Genomic DNA, 25,436 nt, shown 5'->3' with positions numbered 1-25,436 from the left:
CGCCAGTGCGAGCGCGTGACGGAGGTGGATGTGCCCCGTCACGAGGCGGATGCTCCCCCGCCCTGAGTCCGGGCGCGCCTGTTGGTAGCCAAAGGGGTGGTGCTGCTATACGCCACATCCGTGACTACCAACGCACTGACCTGGTCCTCCTGCCCCGTGTGCGAGGTGCGAGAAGCCACCTCCTATGTCTCCTTCCCGGAGCTGGAGTTCGGCCGCTGCACCGCGTGTGGCGTCGTCTACAAGCGCTCGGAGCAGCCCGACCTCCGGCCCGCCGAGTTCTACGAGAAGAGCTACTTCCACGGCCGCAAGTCGGGCCGGGACAAGCGCTTCGAGCACCGCGTGCACAAGGCCATGCGGCACCTCCAGGGCCCCCTGCAGTTCGTCCAGGCCCGCAGCCTGCTCGATATCGGCTGCTCCTTCGGGTACGTCATCGAGGCCGGCCGCCGGCTGGGTCTCGACAGCGCTGGGTGCGACATCTCCGAGTACGCCGTCGGTGTGTGCAACGAGCGCGGCTACCGGGCCAAGGTGGCCAACCTGGAGCAGCTGCCCTTCGAGGACGGTGAGTTCGACATCGTGGTGATGAAGCACGTGCTCGAGCACACGCCCCAGCCCAAGCAGGCGCTCCAGGAGGTGACGCGCGTGCTCCGGCCCGGGGGCGTGGTGATGGTGGCCGTGCCGGACCTCGACTACTGGAAGGGCGACTACCAGCGGAAGAGCTACCGCTACTTCCGCCCGGATGACCTCGGGCAGCAGCACTACGTCTACTACACGGACGACAGCCTGCGGCAGTTGCTGGGGAACTGCGGCTTCGAGGTGCTGGCACAGTCCAAGGCCGTCTTCCACGAGACGCGCGCGAAGAAGAATCCCCTCCTGCGCGTGGGTGAGGCCCTGCGCTTCGGCGGGGTGTGGGCCTGGGCCAGGAGCGCCAAGCTGCTGCGGATGCGGCGCGAGCTCTTCTTCATCGCCAGGAAGAAGCAGGGATGACAAACATCCTCGTGGAGCACGTCTCGCCAGATGAGCTGCTGGTTGCCAGTGCCGAGGACGACGGCCGGAGCATCTACTTCTACATCTCCGGCGCGAAGAACCGGGACTTCGGCATGCGCTCCTGCTGGGTGCGGAACCTGGAGCCAGCACCGGCGACCCTGGACATGGAGGGCATGAAGCGGGGCGTGGCTCCCATGCTCCCTGCGCGATACTGCAAACATTCCCAGGCAGCACCCCGCCCTGTCACATCGCAGCTCCGCGTGGTGTGGTTCGAGGACTGTGTCAGCGCGGCCCTGCTCGAAGGGGATGAGGTGCTGGCCATCATCCCTACATGGTCGGGCGAGCGTGGCTTCTCCGGCTATGCACGCGACTGCGCGGAGGAGAATCCCCTGTGCTGGCCGCTCCTGCCCTCCAACCGCCTCCTGGAGCGGGTGCGCGCAGCGGAGGCCTATTGGCGCTCCTGGGAGAACGATCCCTGGTCCGGTTTTCGGGACGCGGGAGTCACCCTCGTGGAGCGGCAGCTCGGGCGCGTGTCCAACTACTACGCCATCGATGGAGGGGCCTGGCCACCGCGTGCGCTGTTGAAGGTGCCTACCGGAAAGGCCACGGCGCTGTTGACGCTGGGCATGGGCCTTCGTTGCCAACCGCGGGTGGACGGAGAGTCCGAGGATGCGTCACAGCCGCGGCGCATCGAGTTTGGGCTAGCGGTGGACGAGGCCACCTTCGCCTCGGCGGGTGAGCGCCTCATGCGCTACCTCTCCGGCCAGTCCACCTATCCCTGGTACTTCGGTACGTACCTGGGAGAGGGACATACGCTGCCCTGTGACGCACTGCCGGGCTTCGAGGCCATGCTCCTCTGTGGAGCCCCCGCTGGAGCGCCACGCATGGAGGTGTTGCATGCGTGGGGAGAGCCCGTGCGGCGGCTCTGGATGATGCCCATCACTGAGGCCGAGAGGGAGCTCGCCATGGCCCAGGGTTCCCAGGTTCTGATCGAGCGGCTCACCGCGGCGGGAGCTGGCTGGTGCCACCAGCAACGTCGCCCGGTGGATTGATAGGCTTCCACCCCATTCTGGAGGCGACAGCGTCGGCGGGCAGCTCCGGCACGAGGTGAGCAACCGGGTGACAGCGGACGCGGCCAACGGCTTCGCGCCCGTGGCGCACCTGCACAACCACCCTTTCATGTTCGATCGGAAGCCGGGCGACCGCATGTACACCACCGAGGACTCGGTGAATGAGATCGGCGGGGCGCTCGCCCCCAGCCTCACGGACGTGCATGCCTACCGCAACATGCGTGAGGGCTTCGGCTTGAAGGGCGCCTGGCTGACCAACGGGCTGGACAGCATCCGCTATACGTCCGAGGACTTCGACCGGCTCTCCGCCTGGGATTGAGCGCCGGACTCAGCCGCGAGTGGAATGACTTTGCACTCTGGGTCCTTTCTCACTTTCTTAAAGATCTATCTCATGACGTTGCCAGGGGGTTGACGCGGCCCGCCCGCCCTTCGCAGCATGGACATCCCTGCATGCACGTCCCCCCCGTCTACCGCCGATGGGTTACCTGTCCCGAGCCGCGCCCCCAGGCGAGCCTGCGCCTGTTCTGCTTTCACTTCGCGGGGGGTGACGCGTCGGCATTCCGGCTGTGGACCACCCAGTTGCCCGCCTCCATCGAGGTGTGCCCCATCGAGCTGCCCGGCCGCGCCACCCGCCGCTCCGAGGCCCCCATCACCCGCTTCCCCGAGCTGCTCGACAAGCTGGCGAACATGATGCTGCCCTTCATCAAGCAGCGTCCCTTCGCCTTCTTTGGACACAGCTTCGGCGGCATCACCGCCTTCGAGCTGACGCGCTGGATGCGTCGCAACAAGGCCCCCCTGCCCGTCCACCTCTTCCTCTCGGCCTGCCCGGCGCTGCACCTCCGGCAGCAGCCAGCGCCTCGCATCAGCCACCTGTCGGACACGGCCTTCCTGGACGAGATCGCCGCCCGGTTCGGCACGCCCCGCGAGGTGCTCGCCAGTGAAGATGTCCGCGCCGAGGTGCTGCCCGCGCTGCGCTCGGATGCGCTCGTCGCCGAGAGCTACCACTACGCGCCCGAGCCGCCGCTGGAGGTGCCCATCTCCTCCTTCGGCGCATTGCAGGACCCCGAGGTCAGCCGGGAGGAGGCGGAAGCGTGGCGGCATCAGACCACCGCCGGCTTCCGTCTGCGCATGTTCCCGGGCAACCACTTCTTCCTCGCGACCCAGCGACGCAAGCTCTTCCAGGCCCTGCTCGAGGATCTCGCCCCGCAATTTCCGTGACGGCGGCCGTGTTTCCCGGCATCTCCCGCTCGCGCCGGGCCTCTCCGGTCACCAGGCAGGCGGCCTCCGAGGAACTCGCACGTGCTCATCCGGTATTCCGAGTGGAAGAAGCCCACCGACGCGGATTACGCCTTCCAGCTCCGCTCCGCGGGCTCCGGGCAGGCGGGCGGCTTCTCCCCTGCAATCCCCGGTACCGGCCTCCGCAGTGACATCCGGGACATCGCCCGCGAGGTCCTCGTGGACGGTGAGGCGGAGCGCTTCGAGCGCAAGGTGCAGCGGTGGCAGGGCCCGGAGGACGTGGTCGGAGACGCGGGAGAGAAGCCCTACGAGGGCCAGCAGCTCACCTTCGAGGAGTCTCCGTGGCGCGACGCGCTCACCCTGCGCGACATCGACTCGGTGCTGCGCGGCAACGTCCTGGTCATGCGGGGCCGCACCGGACAGGCCGACTACGTGCTGCGCGATCACCACATGCTCGACGTGGCGCTGTACCACTACCGGACGACGAGCGAGTTGCCCCGCTCCCTCTTCCACGCGGACCGGCACTCCGACTGGTGCAAGGACAGCTTCCTGGAGGCGCGCGTGCCGCCGCAGGCCGCCACCTGGTGGAAGCTCTTCGAGGGGCTGAAGCGGCCGGAGGACTCGGCGCCCGTCCTCACCGAGGAGGCCATCTTCTTCACCACCGCCAAGGCCGAGCCGACGTCCACGATGACGGGCCGGGACGTGGGCTTCTCCACGCTCGTCCCCTGGTTCGTGGACACCTCGGCCCTGCACTGGCGGCAGGTGCTCGAGCGGCCCGAGGTCCTCCAGTCGGATTGGGTGTCGTTGGACCTGGACTACTTCCAGCCCGCGCCGCAGCTGCGGCTGAGCGGGGGCCTGATACGTGACGCGCGCTTCCACGGGATGATGGAGCGCGCCCGGGTGCGCGTCTTCGTGCTCTCACCCCAGTTCACCAATGGCGGAGACAAGGTGGACCCCTGGGAGGTCCAGGGCAGCGTCCACTCGTCGCTCCGGCTGTTGAACCTGCTGCGCCAGTTGCCCGGCAACGTGCGCCGCGTCCCCTGAAAAGCACGACGGGCGGCCCCCGCGTGGAGAGCCGCCCGCCGTTCAATCCCTACCGCCCGCCAGAACTACGGCCGGGTGTAGTTGATGGTCAGGGTGTAGCTGGCGTTACCCGAGCCGGCGCCACGGACCATGATGTACGCGTTGCTCTGGCCCGCCGGCACAGTCAGCGAGCACGTCTCGGAGGCGCCGGACGTGTTCGAGCGGCAGTCGTAGAGCGAGGTGGTGGGCGCCGAGCCGAAGCGCACGTACAGGTCGGGGTTGCGCGTGCCCGTCATGGTCACCGAGAAGGTGGTGCCAGCCACCACGTTGTACGGGCCGAAGTTGTCGCTCACGTTCTTGCCCACGCTGTCGGTGACCGTCGTGGTCACCGGCGTGCCCGTGCCGCCACCGCCACCGCCGCCGTACGTACCCGTGAGGGTGACGCCGGAGTAGGCCGAGTAGGCGTTGAGCATCACGTACCAGGTGCCAGCCTGCGGGCTGGTGAAGGGGCAGTTCTCCGAGTTGCCGCTCGCGTACGGACGGCAGTCGTAGGTGCTGGAGCTGGGGACGGCGCCGTAGCGAACGTACAGGTCCGCGTCACCCGTGCCGCCGCTGATGTTGAAGGCCAGGCTCGTCTGGCCCGCGGGCACCTCGAGCGCGTAGTACTTCTTGTTGCCGGAGCTGCCGGAGAGGCCGGAGATCGGCACGCCGTTGGACAGCGGGTTGACCACCGGCGGCGGAGGCGGCACACCCACGGCCTTCCAGGCCTCGTTCACGGCCAGGGACTCGGCCGAGCCCGCGCCGTAGAGCGCATCGGCGGCCTGGATGGTGTACGTCTTGGCCTGCTCGAAGGTGGTGCTGGCGGTGAAGAGGTCCGTGTTGGCCTTGTAGAAGATGCGGCCGGCCTTCTCCGGGCCGATGGCCGGAACCACGTTGGCCGACTTGCCGCGCGGGTGCGTACCGCCCTTGCTCAGCAGCGAGAACACCAGGTTGCTGATGCCCGAGCTGTAGTGCACGTCCACGCCCGAGGAGTAGTCGCCGTAGAAGTCCAGCGAGACGTCGTCCTTGGCCGGGTCATCCATGTAGCGGAGCGCGTCGTTCGCAACGCCCGGCGTCCAGATGTCCTCGCCGATCATGAACACGTCCGCGTCCACGGCCCAGCTGCGCGTCCAGCTCTCGCACACGCCGGCGAAGATGTCGGACATGGACTCGTTGAGGCCGCCAGACTCACCCGAGTAGATGAGGTCCGACTCGGTGTCCGTCACGGCGTGGGTCAGCTCGTGGACGGTGACGTCCAGGTCCTTGCCCAGCTCGATGGAGTCCACACCGTTGCCATCGCCATACACCATCTGGGTGCCGTCCCAGTAGGCGTTGACGTAGTTGGAGCCGTAGTGGACGGTGCTGATGAGCGTGGCGCCCGCGTTGTCGTACGAGTCGCGGCCGAAGAGCGTCTGGTAGCAGTTATAGGTGGCGCCCAGCATGTCGTAGTTGATGTCGACATGGGCGTCGCCGATGGCCGCCTGGCCCTCGCTGCGCTTGAGCGTACCCGGCGTGCTCGAGCCGTTGTTGGCCGAGTACACCTTGCGGTTGATGGCCGAGTGGATCTGCGGGTTGACCAGCAGCAGGCCACCGCGCTGCGCGTCCACGTAGACGAGGTCATCGGCGGGGATGCCGTCACGCTCGCCCTTCACGCGCACCTCGTAGGCCAGCCGCGGCTCGTTGCTGCCCTCGGAGCGCAGGTAGACCAGCTTCGCCTCGCCCTGGGAGGCGGCACCGCGCGCGCTGGAGCCCTCCACGGCGGCCTTGAGCGCGGCCTCGGGGGCCACCTTCGCGTTGGCGGACACGCTCGAGCCATCCCGGGCCGAGCCGTTGGCCGCGTAGACATTGCCCGACTCGTCCACGTGCACGACGAGCTCGCCGCCCACCACCTTCAGCCCGTTCTTCGTCTGCTGGAAGCGCAGGTGCTGGTGGCCCTTCGCGTCCACGGTGCCGCGCCGGAACACCAGGTCCTTCTCGTCGAGCCGGAACACCGGGGCCATGAGGCTCAGCGCCTCACGCACGTCCGGCTGTGCCGAGCGCAGTACGCCCTGCGACTGGGACGCACGGCCAAACTGGCCGCGCACCGAGTAGGGCACGCCGTCGTCGCTGCCCAGCACCTGGGCGCCCTTGATGCGGGCCAGTGCGGTCTGGATGTCGGCGTCATCACCCGCCTGCACGGGCGCCTCACCCTCCTGCATCGAACCGCACGCGGCCAGGCTCGCGCCCAGCCACACCGCACAGACTGTCCTCAAGTACCGTTTGCTCACGAAGCACTCCTCTGAAGAAGAGGGAGCTTTCTTGACATACCTGTTGCTTGCACTTCAAGGCTTTATGATGATTTTCAGGAATTTTTCTGATTGCGGTGTGTAAACCCGGACGAGTTGCCTCTTGGTTGTTCATCTCTGAAATGGCACGGTGCGCGGTTTTTCTGAGAAAAGAGAGGCCTCTGGCACCGCCATGAAGCTCACGAAGCTCCACATCCATGGGTACCGGGACCTCGCGCCCGGCACCGAGCTCGTGTTCAGTCCTGCGCTCAACCTGGTGCTCGGAGAGAACGGCACCGGCAGGACAACGCTGCTGGAGCTGCTCTCCCGCGTGCTCGCCGCGGACTTCTCCGGGCTCATCCGCGAGGAGTTCTCGCTGGAGTACTCCCTCGCCTTCCCCGGAATGGACCTCCATATCTCCGTACGGAACGCGAGGCCCTCAGGCACCTCCCGGCCGGTGGACAGCTCGCGCGAGGTCTCGGCGCTCCTGCCGCCGCGTCCCCCGGAAGCCGCCGCGGAGCTCGAGCCCTTCATGGAGCTGGTGCTCGAGCTGGATGCATCCGCCCCCCGGCTGGTGATGCGCGCCGATGCCACCGGCGTGTCCTGGGAAGTGGACGGGCAACCCGCCTACTCACAGAACATGTATTGGTCGCTGTTGGACCGGACCGTCTGGGTGGTGCTCTTCATGACGGCCCAGCGCCTGGAGCCCGAGGTCCGCGAGCCGCTCAAGGAGCTGTTGCGCCGCACCTTCCTGCTCGCCCCCGCGCGGTTCGACGAGGCGCTCGGGACGTTCCAGCAGATTGGCAACACCCAGTACGGAATGGAGATGCGGGGCGAGGAGGTCTTCCCCCTCGGGCTGATGTGGCTGCCCACGTGGATGCCCGGGCTGTTGCGCGAGCGGGTGGAGCGCGAGATGCCCAGGCCGGGCGGCTTCCTCGACATCCGCCACGACGAGGTGGAGCGGAGCTTCCTGGCGAAGTTCGTCACCCTGGCCGGGTTCACCTCGGGACTCTTCCGGGCGGAGCTGCTGGACAAGCGTAGCTACGAGGGCGGCGGGCGCCTGGAGTTCGGCCGCTTCGGCTTCCACTTCACCCGGCGCGATGGCTCGGTGCTGACGCAGGCGCACCTGGGCCATGGGCAGAAGCGGCTGCTGTCCTTCCTGTACTACCTGGACGTCAACGAGGACTTCGTCATCGCCGACGAGCTGGCCAACAGCCTGCACCCCCGCCACGTCGAAGCCTGCATGAGGGAACTGGGCCGCCGGCAGTCCTTCCTCACCAGCCAGAACCCGCTCCTCTTCGAGCACGTTCCGCTCGGCTCCGCCGACGAGGTCCGCGCCTCACTCATCCACTGTGGGACGGAGCTCCGCGACGGCCGGGAGTGGAAGGTCTGCGCCAACCCGACGCCGGAGACGGCCGAGAAGCTCTTCAGCGTGTACCAGCGAGGAGACACCCCGCTCGCGACACTGCTGCGGACTCACGGGTTGTGGTGAGGCTCGCGCGTCTTCTGCTCCCGCGCGAGCTCCGCCCGGAAGAAGGCGCTGTGCTCGGCGAGCGTCTCCATGTAGGGCCGCACGTCCTCACGGGCCTCGGGTGACAGCAGCGCGTAGGGCGTCACGTGCGCGTCCGGCACGTAGCGGAAGGTGAGGTTGATGCGCCGGGTCTTGAAGTCCGGCATCTCGGGCGCGAGCAGGTGGCCGGCGCGCGTGTCCACCCGCTGCACCCGGTGGAAGGTCTGGTCCTTCCAGCGTGCCCCTCCGAAGAGCTGGAGCGCGCCATCGTCGAGCCACTGCTCGAGCACCACCTCGTCGCGCTCACCCGGGCGGGTGGAGGTGACGAACTGGATGAGCGCGCGCTCGCCAAAGGACAGCGAGGCCACGGGCCCTGGCTCGAAGTCCTTGTGCTCGCCCACCCGCGCGGTGTCCACCCAACGCCCGTCCTCGAGGCGGCTGCCGTAGAAGTTCACCAGGCACGTGTTGAGGTGCCAGCCGGTAGGCATGTCCGGGCCCCGGAACATCCGGCGCGCCAGCGCCTCCACCTTGTCCACCTGGCGCTGGAGCACCGCCGGAAAGGGCTCGGCCTTCACGCAGCGGTCCTTCACGCCCTTGGGCGGCCGGTAGTAGTCGAGACATGCGAACTGCCAGTTGCCCAGCCAGTACACCGGCCGCAGCAGTCTGCGCTGCTCCTGCCCCGGCGGAGGCGGGAAGTGCTTGGAGTAACGCTCCTCCCACAGGGGGTGGAGAGCGCCGAGCCAGGAGAGGATCTCCGCGCGATCCGCCGCCGACAGAAAACTCGCGTTGTAGTGATGGCCCGGGGTGCGCTGGCGGGCCTTGTGAGCCAACGAACGACCGTAACGGGGAGGAGGCGCCATGGGAGTTCCCCACTACCACACCGTCATGTCCGTGAAGCGATACATGCCGCATGGAGAACACTGGGAGTGAAGGGAAGGATCCAGTGCATGCGCGCCTCCGCAATACTCCATGACATGGGAGACAGCTCGAACCTTGCCTTGGAGTTCCGCGACATCGACCGGAACGTGGCCTCCGGCAGCGCGGTGCGATTCCTGGACGCCCTGAACACCACTCAGCAGGTCCAGGAGATGCAGAGCCTCACCCACCGCTTGTTGGGGGCGACGGAGGGGGCTCGCATCCTGGACGCCGGCTGCGGAGTGGGCGAGGTGACCCGGGAGCTGGGCGCCCTGGTGGGCAGGACGGGCCGGGTGATGGGCATCGACCTGAGCGCGAACATGGTGGCCGAGGCCCGCCTGAGGACGGAGGGGACGGGACTGCCCGTGGAATACCGGCAGGGGGACATCCACCGGCTGGACCTGCCCTCGGGGAGCTTCGACGGTTGCCGCGCCTCTCGCGTCTTCATCTACCTGGACGAGCCCCGCGAGGCGCTCGCCGAGCTGTTGCGGCTCACTCGGCCGGGCGGAGCGGTGGTGCTCTTCGAGCCGGAGCTGGATAGCTGGGTGCTGGACGGGCCGGAGCCGGCCGTGGTCCGCAAGCTGGTGCACTTCTGGGCCGATCAGCTCCGCAATCCGTGGATCGGCCGGCGGATTCCGGCCCTGTTCCGCTCACTGGGGGTGAGCGAACTGGCGGTCGTCCCGGTCGTCGGCACCTGGAACCTGGGCATGCTGGAGACCTTCGGCATCTACCCGGTGCTGGAGAAGGCCATCCGCCAGGGCGTGGCGACCCAGGCCGAGGTGGACACGTGGGTCGAGTTCATGAAGCAGGGAGACCAGAACGGCAGCTTCTACGGCGCCATGGCGGGACTGGTGATTCGCGGCATCAAACCCGCGGTCTGAGCGCATACGGCCGGCTGCTGCTACCCCACCCATCGCATTCGCCTAGGATTGCCACCCATGGTGATGCAGCACGTGGAAGAGACCGTCGAGAGCGCGGGGGGACTGAGGCTCTACTACCAGGCGTGGCGGCCCCCACAGGAGCCACGCGCGGTGGTGGCCATCATCCATGGCATTGGCGAGCACAGTGGCCGGTTCAGGAACCTGGTCAACTACCTCACCGCCCGAGGCCATGCAGTCTATGCGCTCGACCTGAGGGGGCATGGGCGCTCCCCGGGCCAGCGAGGGCACCTGCTGTCGTGGTCGGAGTACCGGGAGGACGTGAGGGCATTCCTGGCGAAGGTCTCTGCGCGGGAGCCCGGCCGTCCCCTCTTCGCCTACGGCCACAGCATGGGCGGACTCATCACCCTGGACTACGTGCTGCGCCACCCGGAGGGCCTGAGCGGGACGATCATCAGCGGCCCCCCCTTCGAGTCCGTGGGCGTGGCGACCCCGCTGCTGGTGCTGTCCGCGCGCGTCCTCTCGCTCATCTGGCCGGTCTTCGCGCTGGAAGTGCCGCTGGAGCCCGAGGCGCTGTGCAGGGACCCGGCGGTGGTCTCCCACTACCTGAAGGATCCGCTCGTCCACCGCAAGGCCTCGGCACGCTGGGCCGTGGAGGCCATCGAGGCCAACGTGTGGGTCAAGGACCATGCCGCGGAGCTGCGCCTCCCGCTGCTGCTGCTCCATGGCGAGGAGGATCGCATCAACACCGCCGCGGGGAGCCGCCAGTTCTTCGAGTCGGTGAGCTTCCCCGACAAGAAGCTGCACCTGGTCCCCGGGGGCTACCACGAGCCCCACAACGACCCGGGCTACGAGCAGGTGCTCCAGCAGGTGGAGGAGTTCCTGCTCTCGCATGTGCCAGTGAGAGCCCCGTCATGGGACACCCGGAGCACCGCCTGACCCGGAGGCTCAGAACGTGGCGAGCACGCCGGCACTGAAGCGGGTCGACATGACATCTTTCGCCGCAAAGTACACGGAGGCGTCACCCGTGAGCGACCAGACATCGTTGAGGTGGACGGACAGGAGCGGGAACAAGGAGCCATAGCCACCTCCGATGCTCAGCCCCACGTTGGCGCCGATCCTCGACCCGTAGTAGGTGCCATCCGCGCCGAGCTCGGCGTAATTATCGATCTTGACCGTGGCCATAAGGCCGAGGGACAGGGTCACCACCTCGCCCAGCGTCACGGAGTACGCGGCTCCCGCCGAAGGCGACGGGTAGAACCAGAGGTCCACCAGGGTCCCATCGGGCGCGAGGACCTTGGAGGTCAAGAAGGTCTGGGCGACCGATACCACCCCATGCACGCTGCTGGAGTCCGACAACCACCACCGCGTCCGCAGGCCCGCATTCAACGAGAAGGCGCCGATCTCGGGGGAGAGCGACCCCCTCAGGTAGGGCACCCACTCGGACCGGCCGGCCTCCCCGAGGCGGTAGGAGAGCGTCGGCGTGGGAATACCCACGGACACACGCTGCAGGCTGTTGAGCTTCACCGAGGGCAAGCCCCCCACGGTCAGCTCCAGCCGATCCGTCAAACCCACGCGATAGCCGAGCGTCAGGTGCGGTGGACTGGAAGTCACACCCGGCTCCGGGCCCACCTGCTGCTCGTTGTAGCCCACCGCCGCCGTCAGGCTCACCGCGTGGGTGCCCGCCGGGAGGGTGGTGAGGGTGGCGGCCAGCGGCCGGGAGTAGCGCTTGGCGGCGAGCCCCGGGGCTCCCACCAACTCCAGGTTCTCCTCGTGCACCGTCACCGTCTTGCCGGCTTCCACCTGGAGCTCCCGGGCGAACGTCCCCTCCGGCGTCCTGCGGCGCACCAGGTAGGGCCCCACGGGCAGGGCCATGCGCAGTGCACGCCGCCCTTCGGGCACCTCCAACACCACCAGTCCCGAGTGGAGCTGGATGACCTGCAGCGGACCCAACTCCTGCCGCACCTCGAGCGTACTGCTGGCGCTGGCCAGCCGGGTGAGGGGCAGGTCCTGCCGCCCGCGCAGGCGCAGGTCGAAGCTGGGGTGCTGCACCGCCTCGCCGTGCAGCGAGGTGTCGCGGATGGTGAGGCGCTGGGCATAGGCGAAGGCCTCGCCCACCGTCACCTGTCCGTCGTCTCCCTCATCCGCCGCGCCGCGCAGGCCCGCCACCAGGTGGTGGGTGAAGAAGGAGCCCTGGAGCGCATCCGTCTCGTGCGAGGCCTCCTGTCCCGTGCTGGAGGCGAGCAGCACCGAGCCCTCACTGGACAGGCCCAGGGGCACCTCCACCGAGAAGGGGGCCGCCGCGGAGAGCCCCTTGGCCCGCGTCCAGCTCCCTCCCTGGCAGGCATCGAGGATGCCCACGCGCACCGCGGCCCGCCCATCCTCCAGCCGAGTCCGGAGCGCCTTCAGCTCCAGCGGCTGGCCGTTGGGATAGAGCGCCTGCTCGTCCGAGTGGCCCGAGTAGTAGAAGAGCAGCAGACCCTCACGGCCCTCCTTCCCGAGCCGCTCCAGCCGGGAGTCCAGCGCGGCGAGGACACGCGAGGGCTCAGGGTCCTCCAGCACGACGACGTCCTCACGGGAGAACTGACCGGCCTCGACGAGGACGGAGGCGAGGTTGTGCGCATCCCGATGCGCGTACCGCAGAGGCACGCGTCCCGGGGCGGCACGGTTGGCACCCACCACCACCGCCAGGCGCTGCACGTGCGGGGAGCCAGTGTCGAGCGGGGCGGCGCTGAGGGCAACGAGTGTCAGGGCAAGAAGTGCGTTCATGGCGAAATGGGCTTCGAAGAGGGCTTGGAAAGGGTGAGCGGGAGAACCCACAGCGACTCGGTGCGCGCGGGCTCCTCGTGGAGTGAGGCCAGGGACTCGGTGGGGACGGGCGCGTGGCTGAGTACGATGAGGAGTCGCTCGGATTGCTCACCGGGCTCCACCCGCCAGCTCATGGGCAGGAGCGTCTCACCCCGCTCGGGCACCGGGCCCTCGTGGAGCACCTGCCAGGAGTCCCCCTCGGCCGCGGCCACGGTGAGCCGGGTGAAGCCCTCGGGCATGACCTTGAGACGCAGCAGGTCCCCCTCGGCCACCGGAGACTCGCCGTCCCACAGGCGCACCGTGTCCCCGGTCTTCACGTAGAGGGCCACCGCCGGGTTGCCCTTGCTGCGCAGGCCCACCATGGGAGCCCGGGGCGTCTCCGCTTCACGAGGCACCCAGAGCACCAACGCGAGACTCGCGGCGAGCGCCGCCACGCCCCAGGGAGCCAGGCGAGCCAGGAACGAGGTTGGGCGGGGCGTCTCGTTGGCGAGCGCCACGGCCCAGGAGGGAACCGGCGGAGGCCGTCCCACGGCGTCGACATGCCCGGCACAGCGAGGACAGGAGGCCAGGTGGGCCTTCACCTCCTCCGTCATGTCCCCGAGGGCGGCGCGATCCAGCGCCAGGAAGGAAGGGTGCGAGGTGCTCATCGTTCCTCCTCACGCCAGGGCCCCAGCCGCTCCTCGAGGCGGGTGAGGATGCGGCGCACGGTGCGATCCGACAGGCTGGTGACTTCGCCGATCTCCGACTGGGTGAGGCCGTCCAGCCGGTGCAGCAGCGCCACCTCGAGCTCCTCTGCGGGCAGGCTGGAGGCCAGCGACTGGAGGTGCTGGCGCACCTGGAGCACGGACTCGATGCTGGGCGAGGGGTGGGCGGTGGTGTCCTGGAGCGCGGCGGACATCTCCACCGGCTGGCGGCGCTGGCGGACCCGCAGCCTGTCGATCAGCAGCCGCGTGCTCACCCGGTACAGCCAGGCCACCACTTCGCGCGAGGGCTTCCCGGCCATGCCGGAGCGCCACAAGCGGATGAAGGTCTCCTGGGCCACCTCCTCCGCCTCCGCCGCGTCACCGAGGGCCCGGGCGCACTTGGACTGGACCAGGGGGAAGTACTGGCGATAGGCGGCCGTGACCGTGGCCGACGCGCCTTCACGAGGTGGCGCGCTCATGGTGGGAGAAAGGAGGCATGAGGTTTCCTGGAGCATTCACCCGTACAACGAAATGCCCCGAAAAAAGCGGACACGGTCTCACGGACCGGGGGGCCGGCTCGGGCGGCTGAGCACGTAGGTGGCGCCAACGAGCATGAGCGCCCCGGCCGCCGCGAGCACGGGCCACCGCACCCGCGCGACGAAGGCCAGGAAGCTGAAGCTGACGACCATCGCGGAGATGGCGCTCACCTTCACCTTCACCGGCACGGCGCCGTGCTCATGCCATTCCTGGAGCCGAGGCCCGAAGCGCGGGTGCGTATACAGCCAGTGGTGGAAGCGGCGGGAGCTGCGCGAGAATGCCCACAACGCGACGAGCAAGAAGGGAGTCGTCGGCAGCAGCGGCAGGAACGCGCCGAGCACCCCGAGGCCGACACAAACGAACCCGAGTGCCATGAAGGCATACCGGAAACGGGAACTCTCCGCCTCGCTGGTACTCGGCTGCCTCTGCTCCATAGACGGTTCGCCCGGCATCGCCGCGCTTTATAGCACTCTGGGGTACTGTTCGGCCGGCTCGAAGAGCCGCCCGAGGTGACGATGAAGCGCGTGTTGAAGATTGCCGGTCTGCTCCTGCTGATTCCCGTGCTGGGAGTGGTGGCGCTGGCCGTGATGATGTTCGCCGGCAACTCCGAGATTCCCGACGGGCGTGAGTTGGAGGGCTTCGCCCGGGTGGTGAAGGACGGCTACGTCAGCGTCAACGTGCTCGACGCTGGGAATGGCGCGGTGGTGCTCATCGACTCGGGCACGGACCCCAAGGGGAAGGCCATCCTGGCGGAGCTGAAGAGGCGCGGCCTCGGACCCGACGCGGTGAAGGCCATTCTGCTCACCCACGGGCACGCGGACCACATCTCTGGCTGTCACCTGTTCCCGAAGGCCGAGGTGATGGTGCTCGAGGCGGACGTGCCCATCGCCGAGGGAAAGGAGCGCAGCGACGCCCCCGTCCTCCGGTTCCTGGCGCCCACCGACCGGCAGGTGCGTGTCACCCGGGCACTGAAGGACGGAGAGACGCTCCAGTTGGGGGACCTGTCCGTCCGAGTCTTCTCCATCCCGGGCCACACCCAGGGCAGCGCCGCCTATCTGGTCAACGGCGTTCTCTTTCTGGGAGACAGCGCGGACGCAACGAAGGACGGCAAGCTCGTCACCGCCAAGTGGCCCGTCTCCGAGAACCTGGACCAGAACCGCGCATCTCTGAAGGCGCTGGCGGCACGGTTGAAGCCCGAGGAAGTGAAGCAGCTCGTCTTCTCGCATACCGGAGTGCTCTCCGGGTACGCGCCGCTCCGCGACTTCGCGGCCAACTGAGGGACCACGTGAAGACACTCCAGCACCTCGTGATGGCCTCGCTCCTGCTCGTGCCCGTGGCACACGCACAGGAGGAACGCCCTACTCCAACGAACAAGGCGGCACCCGCGCCCAAAGTGACCGATGCCACCCTCTCGCTGCTCGAACCCGCCGGTGACGGCTGCGAGTGGGCTCAGGTTGACGCCCTCACCTCGGCGCGCCGGGTCATCGCGAAACTCGCGGTGGACTGCCAGGGGGCGAGCACCGCACTGAGCCGCGATGGCAAGCACGGCGCGGCGCGATTCTGGCGTGGCGGTGTCAGCCAACCCGTGGTGGGCAAGCCCACGTTCCCAGAGAAGTTCCCCTCCCCCGCGTTCCGCGACCGCCTGTTCCTCGTGGACCTGGCAACGGGCGGTGCCGAGGAGCTTCCGCTGCCCGGCTCAGGCGAGCTCATCGAGTTCGGCTTCGATGCCAAGGGCCGGCTGCTCGGGCTCACCGTTCAAAAGCCCACCCCGGAGCAGGAGCGGGCGGGCGCGGCGGAAGTGGATGGGAACAAGATCCGATTCGGCCTCGATGGAACCACGAGGCGCCCGTTGCTGGCCCACGCCTTCGTCTGGCGGGAAGGAGCGTGGACGCGACTGGAGGTGAAGGCGAGCGACGAGTCCTCCGGTACGGGCGTCCTGCCAATCCGCAAGGAGCTCGGCGAACGGTCGAGCCGTGTGTTGGATCCACGCTTCACGCCCAAGGAAATCGAAGACGACGTGCTGCTGGACCAACTGTATGCGCTCACCCCCGAGCAGCCGGACGGCGAGTGGGCCGCGCTGGAGCGAGGCGGTTACACGTTGGCGGTCTGGGGAACACCTTTTGGCGAGGAGTTGCTGGCGACCGGCCTGCTCCGGAGGGTGGACAAGGGGAAGGCCGTGGCGCTCCCCGGTCACACCTACCGAGAGAATGATCTGGTCAGCATCCAGGCCCGAGGGCAATTCCTGCTCATCTCGCTCGCGGACTCTGGTGGGCACCCGCGCATGTACCGGGGGAAGAAGCTCCTCTGGAGTTCCGAGAGCGCACGAGCGGTGACGTTCTGGCCGAAGTAACCGGGTTACGCATGCTCCCTCTCCCTCTGGGAGAGGGCGGGGGGTGAGGGTAGTCCCCTGCGTGTCTCCGCTCGGTGAGGCTCGCATCACAGCGGGCAAGAACCCTCACCCTAACCCTCTCCCGGAGGGAGAGGGGACATGCACGGGTCCTCCGAGGGAAGAGGCCGGGCGTGATGAACGCGCGACTGTTCACTCGGCACGAGGATGTCAGTAGCCAGCCCCAGCGCGCGCAACAGCGCGAGGAACCCCCACCCCAGGTCCAGCTCCCACCAGCGGATTCCCAGCCGGGCCGAGCGCGGGAAAGTGTGGTGGTTGTTGTGCCAGCCCTCGCCCATGCTCAGCGCGCCAAGGAGCAGACTGTTGAAGCCCTGCACCGCCGCGCCCTCGTTGTGCCAGCCCCGGTAGCCCTGCCGGTGCGCCACCCAACCCACGAACCAGTGGCCCGTGGTGCTGACCGCCACGCGCACGAAGATGCCCCACACCAACCAGGGCAGCCCACCCAGGGCCAGGAACAGCACCGCCCAGGGAAGCTGCTGCAGCATCCAGGTGCGCTGGAGGAAGCCGTAGAAGGCATCCGCCTCCACGCGCGCATCCAGCCGAGGCTCGAAGGGCTGGGCGAACTCGAAGGAACAGTGCAGGTTCCAGAAGAAATCGCGCCAGGCGGGCTGCCGGTGCGCGAAGTAGTCGTGGCACCAGGGCTCGTTCTGCTGGAAGTCGCGCGTGTTGTGCATGCGGACCAGGGCGCGCGGCCCATCCAGGCCCACCAGCACTCCCAGGTAGGTGAGCACGTACTCCAGCCACACCGGCACCCGGTAGGAGCGGTGGATGAGGCCCCGGTGGATGCCCACCGAGTGCCCCGCGCACAGCGTCAGCGCCGTGCTCACCGCGAAGAGTGCGAAGGCCGACAGGGTGAAGGTAGGCACCGCCCCCACCACCGCCACCAACGACACGAGCCCGAACCAGAGCGACTTGCCCGCGTTCCACCGCACCCGCCCGTCGCCCGGGCGCACTGTGTTTCCACCAGACATAGCCACCTCCACCCGGGAGTACCGGAAGAGGTGGCGGCGGTTGCGGGCACCTCCCGAACTACCGCAGCCAGACGCGCTTCACGGTGAAGGGCACATCCGGCGGGGTCTGGTCGATACCGAAGAAGTGGTCGAACTGGGACTCGACGATGAAGGCATCCCCATCATGCAGGGCGACGGTGGTGGGATTGTCGAACCCGGTGGCCAGAACGCTGACGTGGCCCGAGTCGCCGGACAGGTCCACGCGCTTGAACTGGCCATTGTCGTTGTCCACCACCAGGAGCACGCCCGGAGAGAGCATCAGGATTCCATCCGGGAAGCCCAGGGGCGAATCGGTGGTGATGCGGGTAATCGTGCCCGCCGAGCCGTTCGGGTTGATTCCAATGCGGAACAGGTCTCCGCTGTCGTACTTCACGACGTAGACGGAGCCGTTGTCCCAGGCGATGCCGTTGAGGCCGGGATAGCCCGGGGGCGCCATGAAGCGCTCCGGATCCGAGGCCCACGTCTCCAACTGCGAGGCGCCCTTCTTCAGCCGGCGCACGACGCCCAGGAACGTGTCGGTGGCGTAGACGTTCCCCTGGGAGTCCAGCGTGAGATCGTTGCATCCACCTTCAACGGGGAAGGGCCAGAAGCCGCGGAGCCTGCCGGTGTGCAGATCATAGGCCTTGAGACCACCGGGCGTGGCCTGGGTCAGGTCCAGCTCGCACAGCCACAGGGTCCGGGTGGAGTCCTCGACCTTCATGCCGGCGATGGCTCGCCCATTGGCAGGCAGGAAGGGCTCGAAGTGAAAGTTGCCGGGCCGCTGACGCAGCACCGTGCCCGTGCTGTAACTGCCCACGTAGAAGGTGCCGTCGGCCGAGTGGGCGATTCCCTCCGGGAAGAAGTCCTGGATGGGAATGCGCAGCTTCAGCGGGAATCGGGAGGCCTCGGCCTTCTGCGGGGACTTCTTCGCCCCGAGCGAGCCCGCCAACCGTGGACCCTCCAAGCCTCCGCTCTGAGGCAACTCCCCCGGATTGCAGCCCATGAGCAGACACACCGAGACCATGGCGGCCTTGCGCCAGAAGCTTCCATTCATGTCCCAGCCCCTCCTCGACAGCGCGTGGATGCGTTTCGTGCACGGGAAACGCAGGAGGAAAAGGGACATATCGGTGCCCTTCACACCCAGGAGGAGGCGGGCACACCCGGAGGCTCCCTTCGGGGAGGCCTCGTGGCTACATCAACACAGAGGAAGGTGCGGACATGCGCGAGAGCATCCTGGCAGCCGTGTTGGCGGCGATGACCTGGGGCGTGGCGGGGACAGCCAGCGCCCAGCAACCGATGGCCGGCAGTTACCAACTCCAGCAGCCGATGGCAGGGAGCTATTACCTCCAGCAGCCGATGGCCGGCAGTTACCAACTCCAGCAGCCGATGGCAGGGAGCTATTACCTCCAGCAGCCGATGGCCGGCAGCTACCAACTCCAGCAGCCACTCGCGGACAGCTACGGCCTCCAGGAGGTGCCCCCCAGCGGCTACTACTACCTCCAGCAGCCGCCTCCGGGCAGTTACTACCTCCTGCCAGAGGACCCCAACCTGGCACCAGAAGACCCCGGAATGGAGCCCTGAACCTGGCCTCAGGAGCTCTGACAGGAGGAGGCTCCATAGCCGAGCGGCGGAGCCTCTCCACTGCGAGCGTATTCCTCTGAGAGGCGAGGCGCGATACACCTGGGGTCGCTATGGCAGAGACCCCGATGAACATCCCCACCGTCGACCTCAGCGACCTCTCGTCGAAGGACCCGGCCCGCGTCGAGCGCGGCGCGGCGGCCATCCGAGAGGCCTTTGGCGTCTTCGGCCTCGTGTACGTGAAGAACCACGGTGTCGACGCCCAGGCGCTCGAGCGGTTCTACGACGCGTTCCGCACATTCGTTTCCTGGCCGACGGAGGCCAAGCGTCCCTACGGCCGCGCGGACATCTGGTACCAGCGCGGCTGGACGCCTCCGAACACCGAAGTGGCCGTCGCGAGCAATGGCCAGCCGGACTTCAAGGAGTGCTACTTCGCGGCGCCCTACCCCTCTGACGAGAGCTCGGCGCTCGAGTTCCCGCAGATCTACCCCGAGAACGTGTGGCCCTCCGATGCGCCGCCGTTCTTCCAGGAAGGGCTGCTCACGCTCGGCCGGTCGCTCCACGAGGCGGGGCTCGGGCTCCTGCGCGGCGCGGCGGTGGCGCTCGGGCTTCCGGAGACAGCCTTCGCGGATTTCTGCCAGCGAGCCCCTCACGTCACGCGCGCGCTGCAGTACCTGCCGCTCACCGCCTCCCAGGTGAACACCGGCATCGTCTGGGGCGAGGAGCACACGGACTTCAACCTGCTCACGCTGCTGCCCGGTGGCCGATTCCTCGACCCCCAGGGACAGCCGGCGAAGAGCCCGGATGACAAGAGCGGGCTCTACCTCCGCACGCGCCCGACGCCCGAGGAGCCCAAGGGGCGAATGGTGCGTGGGACGGCGCCCGCGGGGTGCATCGTCGCGCAGGTGGGCCAGCAGCTGGAGATCCTCACGGGAGGCACGTTCCTGGCCACGCCGCACGTCATCACCGCGCCGGGCGTGCCGGGCTGGCAGCGTCAGTCGGCCGCCCACTTCATGCACGTGCACACCAACACGGTGCTCTTCCCGCTGTCGAAGTTCCGCACCCCCGACGCCGTGCGGAACTACGCGCCCCCGGTGCTCGCGGGCACGTACGACATCAAGACCCTGGTGGACATCGGCCTGGCGCCTCCGAGCGCGCTCGACCAGCTCGGCTACCGCCACTACGACCGGCTCAACCAGATGCGCGCGGGGGACGCGAAGTCCTAGTGCCCCTCATCACCGAGCCCTATACCGCCCAACGCGAGCGCTGGCCTGGCTCGGGCCGGCACATCCTGGCCCAGCACGACGAGCGCACCGTCGTGGTCTACCAGGCCTACAATCCGAGCATCGGCCGCTTCGCGGCGGAGCAGCGCTTCTTCGGAGGTGAGTTCCGCCTCGGCCGCATGAGTTGGATCAAAACCAACTTCCTCTGGATGATGTACCGCTGCGGCTGGGCATCGAAGCCGGACCAGGAGACGGTGCTCGCGGTGTGGCTCCGCCGCGAGGCGTTCGAGTCGCTGCTGCCCCAGGCGGTGCACTCCAAGCACGTGCCGGAGGTCTACGGTTCCCAGAAGCAGTGGCAGGAGCAGCTCGCCCGCTCCGACGTGCGGCTGCAGTGGGACCCGGACCACAGCCCCAGCGGCGGTCCCCTGGAGCGGCGTGCCATCCAGCTCGGCCTGCAGGGGGAGACGCTTCGGCTCTACTCGCGCGAGTGGCTCGTGGACATCGAGGACATCACGCCCTTCGTCCGGGAGCAGCGCGAGCACGTCCGGGAGGATCGGCTGGACCTGCTGTACACGCCACGCGAGACGGTGCTGTGGCCCGCGGAGGAGGCCACGGCCCAGCGGCTGGGGCTCACCCGGCCACCGTGCTAGGACAAGGCCATGCGCCTGCGTCACCTCGCCCTGCTCCTCGCCCTGCCTCTCCTGCCGGCCTGCAAGAGCCAGAAGGAGGCGCCGCCTGCCGCTCCCGCGAAGCCCGCTGCCCCGGAGGCCGCGGCCACGCCCCCCGCTACCCAGAAGAACAAGATTGGACTCGTCCTGGGGCTCGGAGGACGTGGGGACCAGTCCTTCAATGACTCGGCCCTGCGCGGCCTGGAGATGTGGGCCTCGGGCGTGAAGTACGAGGGGGGTGGCTACAAGGACGTCTCCCCTGAGGAGCTCGAGTCCACGATCCAGCAGTCCCTTGGACAGGACAGGGCCCGGCGCAACCTGCAGGTGACGCCGCTCGGCATCACCCCGGTGGTCATCCAGAGCCGGGTGGCCGAGGACTACGAGCCCAACCTCCAGTTGCTGGTGGACCAGGGCGTGTCGCTGTCGCTCGCGGTGGGCTTCATGCTGGAGAACGCGGTGGAGGCAGCGGCGAAGCGCAACCCGGACATGCGCTTCCTCCTGGTGGACAGCCCGCTGCTGTCCGCCCAGGGCGAGCCGTACTCCTTGCCCAACGTGCGCACCGTCGTCTTCCGCGAGGAAGAGGGCTGCTTCCTGGTAGGCGCGCTGGCCGGGCTCACGACGAAGACGGGCAAGGTGGGCTTCGTGGGAGGCATGGAGATTCCGCTGGTGAAGCGCTACGAGGCCGGCTTCCGCGCAGGCGTGGCCGCCACCAACCCCAAGGCCACCGTGGTGATCAACTACACCGGCAGCTTCACCAACTTCGCCCTCGGCAAGCAGGTGGGGCAGGACTTGCTGACCAAGAACACGGACGTCGTCTTCGCAGCCGCGGGTGTGGACGGACTGGGCGCCATCCAGGCGGTGAAGGAGGCTCGCGACGAGGGCAAGCCCGTCTACGTCATCGGCGTGGACTCGGACCCGTCGCACCTGGCGCCCAAGGCCGTGCTGTCCGCGGTGGTGAAGCGCGTGGACCTGGTGGTGTACGAGGCCGTGAAGGAGCAGGTGCAGGGCCGCTTCCAGGGAGGCAACCAGTCCTTGGGCCTTCAGGAGGGCGGCATCACCTACGCCCCGGTGCGGCTGGACTTCCCCGGTAAGACCGAGGCCCTGGCCCGGCTGGAGGAGCTGAAGGCGAAGATCATCTCCGGGGAGATCAAGGTGCCCACCCACCCGGCTCAGCTCCAGCCCGCCAACGCGGCCAACAGCAAGCCCTGACGGTGCATAGGCATGAGCATCTGGTCGGCGCTGGGTGAACTCCTCGGCATCTCCTACATCTACTACGCGCTCGGCCTCTGGGCCGGGTGCCTCGGGCCGCACGTGTTGCTGCTCGCGGGCTACTGCTGGGCCGCCCGACGTAGGCCGGGCGCATGGCCCCTGGTCGCCCTGGAGCTGGTGTACGGACTGCTCAACCCAGTGCTGTACCTGCTCATCCTCCAGCCGGTGCTCTTCCGCTCCGTCGCCTCCCCCTGGCTGACGGCCCTCTGCTGGAGCCTCCTCCTCGGGTACTGGGGTCTGCGGCTCATCGGCCCCTTGCGCCCCGTATGGCATGAGGCGCTGAGAGCTCCCGTGCGGCTCCTGCTCCCGGCCTGCATCGGGCTCGTGCTCGTCCTGGGTCTCCGGGACTTCGGCGCGCACTCGATCGCCCCCGTCCTGTTCGAGAAAGAGGTGCTCGCCTCGCTGCTGGTGAGCCCGCTCTACCTCTTCCCCGTCGCCATCGCCGCGTGGCAGCTGTGGTGGACGCGCGGGCAAGAAACCTGGGCCGAACCCGGGACGTTCTTCCTTCCCTCACCCGTGAGCCGGGGGGTCACGGCCGTCAGCGCACTGGCGGTGGCCCTGATGTGCCTGGCCGCGCTCTGGCGTCCCTCCGAGCGCGGGACGCGCGAGCTGCTCCTGGCGCATCGTGATGACATCCTCTCGGCCTCGGCCCGGGCCCACGTGGACCCGCGCCTCGTCGCCTCGATTCTCTTCGTCACCCACCGGGAGCACACCACCCCCTTCCAGTCCGCGCTGGAGGAAATGGCGGCCCACGTCTGGCTGGCGGACCCCAAGAGCCATGCGCTCATCTCCAAGGTGCTCGATCCGTCCCTGGGGCTGGCACAGATCAAACCCAAGACGATGCTCACCGCCCTGTGGATCCTCCGCGCGAGCAGTGGACATCCGTCGATGCCCAACAAGCACTACCGGGACGTGCCGGACCTGGGGGATGCCTTCAAGCGCATCCCCTCACCGCAGCTGAGTCAGGTCCCGCGCCCCGAGCTCCCGGCTGAAGCACGCAAGCCCGAGGTGGTCGAGGCGCTGCTCGACGCGAGACAGAACATTGCCCTCTGCGCCTTCCTGCTCGACCTGTACGCGGCACAGTGGGAGACGGCGAACGTAGGCTGGAGCATCCGACACCGGCCGGAGATCCTCGCCACGCTCTATCAAATCGGCTTCGAGCGCTCCCACCCCAAGCCGGACCCGCGGCCGAACGAGTTCGGCCAGCGCGTCCTCGAAGTCTTCGGGGAGCAGTGGATGCAGGAGCACTTCGGTCCGGCCTCCCAGCTCGGAACCGGGACACCTCCGTAAGCGCCCCCCACCCGCCTCAGGGGGCCTTCGAAGCGGTCTCGAGCGCCTTGCACGCGGGGGCGAGCCCGAGGCCGCACGCCTTCTGGATGAACTCCTTGGCGCGCTCCGGATTCTTCGCCACGCCGTTGCCATTCTTGTGAGCGATGCCGACGTTGAGACAGCCGCCCGGCAGCTCCGCGGCACAGGCCTTCTCGAAGAGGGTGACGGCCCGCTTCATGTCCCGCGCCACGCCGCTGCCCGCCATATAGGACACGCCGAGGCTGTTGCAGGCCGTCATGTGCCCCGCGTCGCAGGCCTTCGATAAGAGGCTCGCGGAGCGCGCCAGGTCCTTCTCCACGCCCTTGCCGCTCGCAGAGGCAACAGCGAGGCTGAAGCACCCATCCGCATGGCCCTTGCCACAAGCCTTGTCGAAGGAGGCGGCAGCGCGTACCGGATCCTTCTCCACTCCCAGGCCCGCGTTGTAGGCGAGGCCGACGTTGAAGCAGCCCTTTGCATCCTCCGCCTTGCAGCTCTTCTCGAAGAACGCGAAGGCCTGCTTCGAATCCTGCTTCACCCCCAAGCCCTCCGCGTGGGCGATGCCGAGGTTGTTGCAGGAGTCCAGATGGCCCTTGTCGCAGGCCTTCTTGTAGAAGGTGGCCGCACGGGCCTCGTCCTTGGCCACGCCCACGCCCTGCGCGTAGGCCAGGGCCAGGTTGAAGCACGAGCCCTTGTCGCCCTTCTTGCAGCCCGCCTCGTGGACCTTGAACTGGCGGACCAGCTCCTCTTGGCCAAAGAACGCTTCCATCTTCTGCGCCGTCTCCGACGCCGCCTTGGGCGCTCCCTTGCCTGGCGCCTCATGCGCGTGCCCGTCATGCGCGTCGTGCGCCGCTGGTGCCACCTGCGCAATGGCAGGCGCCCCCAGCAGGGTGATGGTCAGGCCGAGGCCAAACACCCACCGACGTCGGCCTCCCTCGGTTCCAGAGCGAAGCATGTGGAAATCCTCCTGGGCACGACGGCCCATGCTGTCAGCCGGTATACCCAGGATCTCCATCCACGCGAAGAGGGCGGGCCACGAGCCCGCGACCTTCGACTCAACGCGGCAAGCGGATCCTCCGGGACCTCACCGCCTCCGAGCCGCCCAGGGACTCGAGCACGTCCGCCAGGAGCTTGCGCGCATCCTCTACGGCGCGGCTGCCGTGGCCGCGCTTGAAGCGCTCCTCGAGCCCAGCCCGCACCGCGCGGCCCTTGTCGACGGCGGCCTGCCCTCTCTCCGAGAGCCGCACCCGCCGGACACGCGCGTCCTCGGACCCGGCCTCCTCGACGTAACCCAGCTTCTCCAGCTCGGCGACCGTCTTTGACGCGGCCTGCTGCGTCACCTCGAGCAGCCCGGCGAGCTCGCCAATGGAGCGCGGGCCTCCGAGCAGGTGCTGGAAGACGAACCCATGTGCGTAGCGCAGGCCTGTGAAGCCCGCCGCATGAATCTCCTCGAGCACGACGTCATTCACCCGCATCCCCACGAAGAGGGCCAGGTGCCCCAGGTCCAGGGACTCCGGCGCTACGGCCGCGGCTTGTTTCCGACGAGACATACGGAAAGCTTGCATCCACAACCCAGGTTGTGCAAATCAAGTTGTGCAACCATGGTTGTGAACCCAAGGGGAGGATCCATGTCCACGACGAATCTCGACACCGCGCGCCGCTACCTCCGGGCCATCGAGCAGGGGGCAACGGGAGAGGCGCTGGCCGCCTTCTTCCACCCCGAGGTGACGCAACAGGAGTATCCCAACCGGCTCGTTCCCACCGGAGCGACGAGGGACCTGCGGGCGCTGCTCGAAGGCGCGGAGCGAGGCCAGAAGGCGGTGGGCTCGCAACGCTACGAGGTGCGGCACACCGTGGCAGAGGGAGACCACGTGGCCCTCGAGGTGGACTGGAGCGCGACGCTCAAGGTCCCGGTAGGAAAGCTGCCCGCGGGAGGAACGATGCGCGCCACGCTCGCGATGTTCATCACCTTCCGCGATGGCCTCATCGTCTCGCAGCACAACTACGACTGCTTCGAACCTTTCTAGCGAGGGCCTTCCACTCCCGGTGT

General features: G+C 68.2%; 26 protein-coding genes. 16 read left to right on the top strand and 10 right to left on the bottom strand.

Going from position 1 to position 25,436, the window contains the following annotated elements; genetic code table 11:
- The first annotated feature begins 120 nt into the window (after positions 1-120).
- From OV287_RS15940 to OV287_RS15920, 5 genes are all read left to right on the top strand, one after another.
- A complete protein-coding gene (locus OV287_RS15940; RefSeq protein ID WP_267534877.1) occupies positions 121-984 on the top strand; it encodes a class I SAM-dependent methyltransferase in 864 nt (287 codons plus the stop codon).
- A complete protein-coding gene (locus OV287_RS15935; RefSeq protein WP_267534876.1) occupies positions 981-2,036 on the top strand; it encodes a suppressor of fused domain protein in 1,056 nt (351 codons plus the stop codon). Before OV287_RS15940 ends, OV287_RS15935 begins: the two co-directional genes overlap by 4 nt.
- Before the next feature lie 67 nt (positions 2,037-2,103).
- Positions 2,104-2,373, top strand: coding sequence for a hypothetical protein (locus tag OV287_RS15930; protein WP_267534875.1), 270 nt, complete (start codon positions 2,104-2,106; stop codon positions 2,371-2,373).
- A gap of 131 nt (positions 2,374-2,504) precedes the next feature.
- Entirely contained in the window at positions 2,505-3,272 is a 768-nt protein-coding gene (locus OV287_RS15925; protein ID WP_267534874.1) for a thioesterase II family protein, read from the top strand.
- A gap of 81 nt (positions 3,273-3,353) precedes the next feature.
- Positions 3,354-4,334 carry a hypothetical protein gene (locus OV287_RS15920; protein WP_267534873.1) on the top strand — a complete coding sequence of 327 codons (981 nt, stop codon included), beginning with the start codon at positions 3,354-3,356 and terminating at the stop codon, positions 4,332-4,334.
- A gap of 65 nt (positions 4,335-4,399) precedes the next feature.
- On the opposite strand, the gene OV287_RS15915 is transcribed toward OV287_RS15920, so the two are convergent.
- On the bottom strand, positions 4,400-6,619 hold the full coding sequence (locus OV287_RS15915; RefSeq protein ID WP_267534872.1) for a M4 family metallopeptidase: 2,220 nt from the start codon (positions 6,617-6,619) through the stop codon (positions 4,400-4,402).
- A 190-nt stretch (positions 6,620-6,809) separates the two neighbouring features.
- Between OV287_RS15915 and OV287_RS15910 the strand changes: the two genes are divergently transcribed.
- A complete protein-coding gene (locus tag OV287_RS15910; RefSeq protein WP_267534871.1) occupies positions 6,810-8,108 on the top strand; it encodes an AAA family ATPase in 1,299 nt (432 codons plus the stop codon).
- On the opposite strand, the gene OV287_RS15905 is transcribed toward OV287_RS15910, so the two are convergent.
- Complete coding sequence (locus tag OV287_RS15905; protein WP_267534870.1) at positions 8,093-8,986, bottom strand: alpha-ketoglutarate-dependent dioxygenase AlkB; 894 nt, start codon at positions 8,984-8,986, stop codon at positions 8,093-8,095. The two genes, OV287_RS15910 and OV287_RS15905, sit on opposite strands and share 16 nt — an antisense overlap.
- 87 nt (positions 8,987-9,073) lie before the next feature.
- On the opposite strand from OV287_RS15905, the gene OV287_RS15900 reads away from it, so the two are divergent.
- Together OV287_RS15900 and OV287_RS15895 are read left to right on the top strand one after the other, a co-directional pair.
- On the top strand, positions 9,074-9,922 hold the full coding sequence (locus tag OV287_RS15900) for a methyltransferase domain-containing protein (protein WP_267534869.1): 849 nt from the start codon (positions 9,074-9,076) through the stop codon (positions 9,920-9,922).
- Between the two features lie 57 nt (positions 9,923-9,979).
- A complete protein-coding gene (locus OV287_RS15895; RefSeq protein ID WP_267534868.1) occupies positions 9,980-10,858 on the top strand; it encodes an alpha/beta hydrolase in 879 nt (292 codons plus the stop codon).
- Positions 10,859-10,867: 9 nt separating this feature from the next.
- Here the strand turns inward: OV287_RS15895 and OV287_RS15890 are convergent, their stop codons facing one another.
- From OV287_RS15890 to OV287_RS15875, 4 genes are all read right to left on the bottom strand, one after another.
- The gene (locus OV287_RS15890) at positions 10,868-12,688 is read right to left on the bottom strand and encodes a caspase family protein (RefSeq protein ID WP_267534867.1); all 1,821 of its coding nucleotides are present in this window, start codon (positions 12,686-12,688) and stop codon (positions 10,868-10,870) included.
- Positions 12,685-13,374 carry a hypothetical protein gene (locus tag OV287_RS15885; protein WP_267534866.1) on the bottom strand — a complete coding sequence of 230 codons (690 nt, stop codon included), beginning with the start codon at positions 13,372-13,374 and terminating at the stop codon, positions 12,685-12,687. The genes OV287_RS15890 and OV287_RS15885 overlap by 4 nt, the downstream gene beginning before the upstream one ends.
- Positions 13,371-13,889 (bottom strand): RNA polymerase sigma factor, encoded by a 519-nt coding sequence (locus OV287_RS15880; RefSeq protein ID WP_267534865.1) that lies wholly within the window; start codon positions 13,887-13,889, stop codon positions 13,371-13,373. Before OV287_RS15880 ends, OV287_RS15885 begins: the two co-directional genes overlap by 4 nt.
- Before the next feature lie 78 nt (positions 13,890-13,967).
- Complete coding sequence (locus tag OV287_RS15875; RefSeq protein ID WP_267534864.1) at positions 13,968-14,321, bottom strand: YbaN family protein; 354 nt, start codon at positions 14,319-14,321, stop codon at positions 13,968-13,970.
- Positions 14,322-14,462: 141 nt separating this feature from the next.
- Here OV287_RS15875 and OV287_RS15870 point away from each other — a divergent pair, with 141 nt between their 5' ends.
- A complete protein-coding gene (locus tag OV287_RS15870) occupies positions 14,463-15,224 on the top strand; it encodes an MBL fold metallo-hydrolase (RefSeq protein ID WP_267542350.1) in 762 nt (253 codons plus the stop codon).
- An 8-nt stretch (positions 15,225-15,232) separates the two neighbouring features.
- On the top strand, positions 15,233-16,297 hold the full coding sequence (locus OV287_RS15865) for a hypothetical protein (RefSeq protein ID WP_267534863.1): 1,065 nt from the start codon (positions 15,233-15,235) through the stop codon (positions 16,295-16,297).
- Between the two features lie 110 nt (positions 16,298-16,407).
- On the opposite strand, the gene OV287_RS15860 is transcribed toward OV287_RS15865, so the two are convergent.
- Together OV287_RS15860 and OV287_RS15855 are read right to left on the bottom strand one after the other, a co-directional pair.
- Positions 16,408-17,325 (bottom strand): acyl-CoA desaturase, encoded by a 918-nt coding sequence (locus tag OV287_RS15860; protein ID WP_267534862.1) that lies wholly within the window; start codon positions 17,323-17,325, stop codon positions 16,408-16,410.
- A 58-nt stretch (positions 17,326-17,383) separates the two neighbouring features.
- Positions 17,384-18,397, bottom strand: coding sequence for a Vgb family protein (locus OV287_RS15855; RefSeq protein ID WP_267534861.1), 1,014 nt, complete (start codon positions 18,395-18,397; stop codon positions 17,384-17,386).
- A gap of 164 nt (positions 18,398-18,561) precedes the next feature.
- On the opposite strand from OV287_RS15855, the gene OV287_RS15850 reads away from it, so the two are divergent.
- The 5 genes from OV287_RS15850 (at position 18,562) to OV287_RS15830 (ending at position 23,371) form a co-directional block, all read left to right on the top strand.
- Positions 18,562-18,924 carry a hypothetical protein gene (locus OV287_RS15850; RefSeq protein WP_267534860.1) on the top strand — a complete coding sequence of 121 codons (363 nt, stop codon included), beginning with the start codon at positions 18,562-18,564 and terminating at the stop codon, positions 18,922-18,924.
- Between the two features lie 125 nt (positions 18,925-19,049).
- Positions 19,050-20,147 carry an isopenicillin N synthase family dioxygenase gene (locus tag OV287_RS15845; protein ID WP_267534859.1) on the top strand — a complete coding sequence of 366 codons (1,098 nt, stop codon included), beginning with the start codon at positions 19,050-19,052 and terminating at the stop codon, positions 20,145-20,147.
- On the top strand, positions 20,147-20,794 hold the full coding sequence (locus OV287_RS15840) for a DUF4291 domain-containing protein (protein ID WP_267534858.1): 648 nt from the start codon (positions 20,147-20,149) through the stop codon (positions 20,792-20,794). Before OV287_RS15845 ends, OV287_RS15840 begins: the two co-directional genes overlap by 1 nt.
- A 9-nt stretch (positions 20,795-20,803) precedes the next feature.
- Positions 20,804-22,021, top strand: a complete 1,218-nt coding sequence (locus tag OV287_RS15835; RefSeq protein WP_267534857.1) for a BMP family lipoprotein — start codon at positions 20,804-20,806, stop codon at positions 22,019-22,021.
- 12 nt (positions 22,022-22,033) lie between these two features.
- Complete coding sequence (locus OV287_RS15830) at positions 22,034-23,371, top strand: hypothetical protein (RefSeq protein ID WP_267534856.1); 1,338 nt, start codon at positions 22,034-22,036, stop codon at positions 23,369-23,371.
- 16 nt (positions 23,372-23,387) lie between these two features.
- Here the strand turns inward: OV287_RS15830 and OV287_RS15825 are convergent, their stop codons facing one another.
- Positions 23,388-24,341, bottom strand: a complete 954-nt coding sequence (locus tag OV287_RS15825) for a tetratricopeptide repeat protein (protein WP_267534855.1) — start codon at positions 24,339-24,341, stop codon at positions 23,388-23,390.
- A 100-nt stretch (positions 24,342-24,441) separates the two neighbouring features.
- A complete protein-coding gene (locus OV287_RS15820) occupies positions 24,442-24,936 on the bottom strand; it encodes a MarR family winged helix-turn-helix transcriptional regulator (RefSeq protein WP_267534854.1) in 495 nt (164 codons plus the stop codon).
- A 78-nt stretch (positions 24,937-25,014) separates the two neighbouring features.
- On the opposite strand from OV287_RS15820, the gene OV287_RS15815 reads away from it, so the two are divergent.
- Positions 25,015-25,413: a nuclear transport factor 2 family protein gene (locus OV287_RS15815; protein WP_267534853.1), complete on the top strand. Its 399-nt coding sequence runs from the start codon at positions 25,015-25,017 to the stop codon at positions 25,411-25,413.
- The last annotated feature ends 23 nt before the right edge of the window (positions 25,414-25,436 follow it).

It is taken from the genome of Archangium lansingense (assembly GCF_026626635.1).
Lineage (GTDB): Bacteria > Myxococcota > Myxococcia > Myxococcales > Myxococcaceae > Archangium > Archangium lansingense.
Note: the sequence above shows the minus strand (reverse complement) of the source record. Positions and strands in the feature narration are given on the sequence as shown.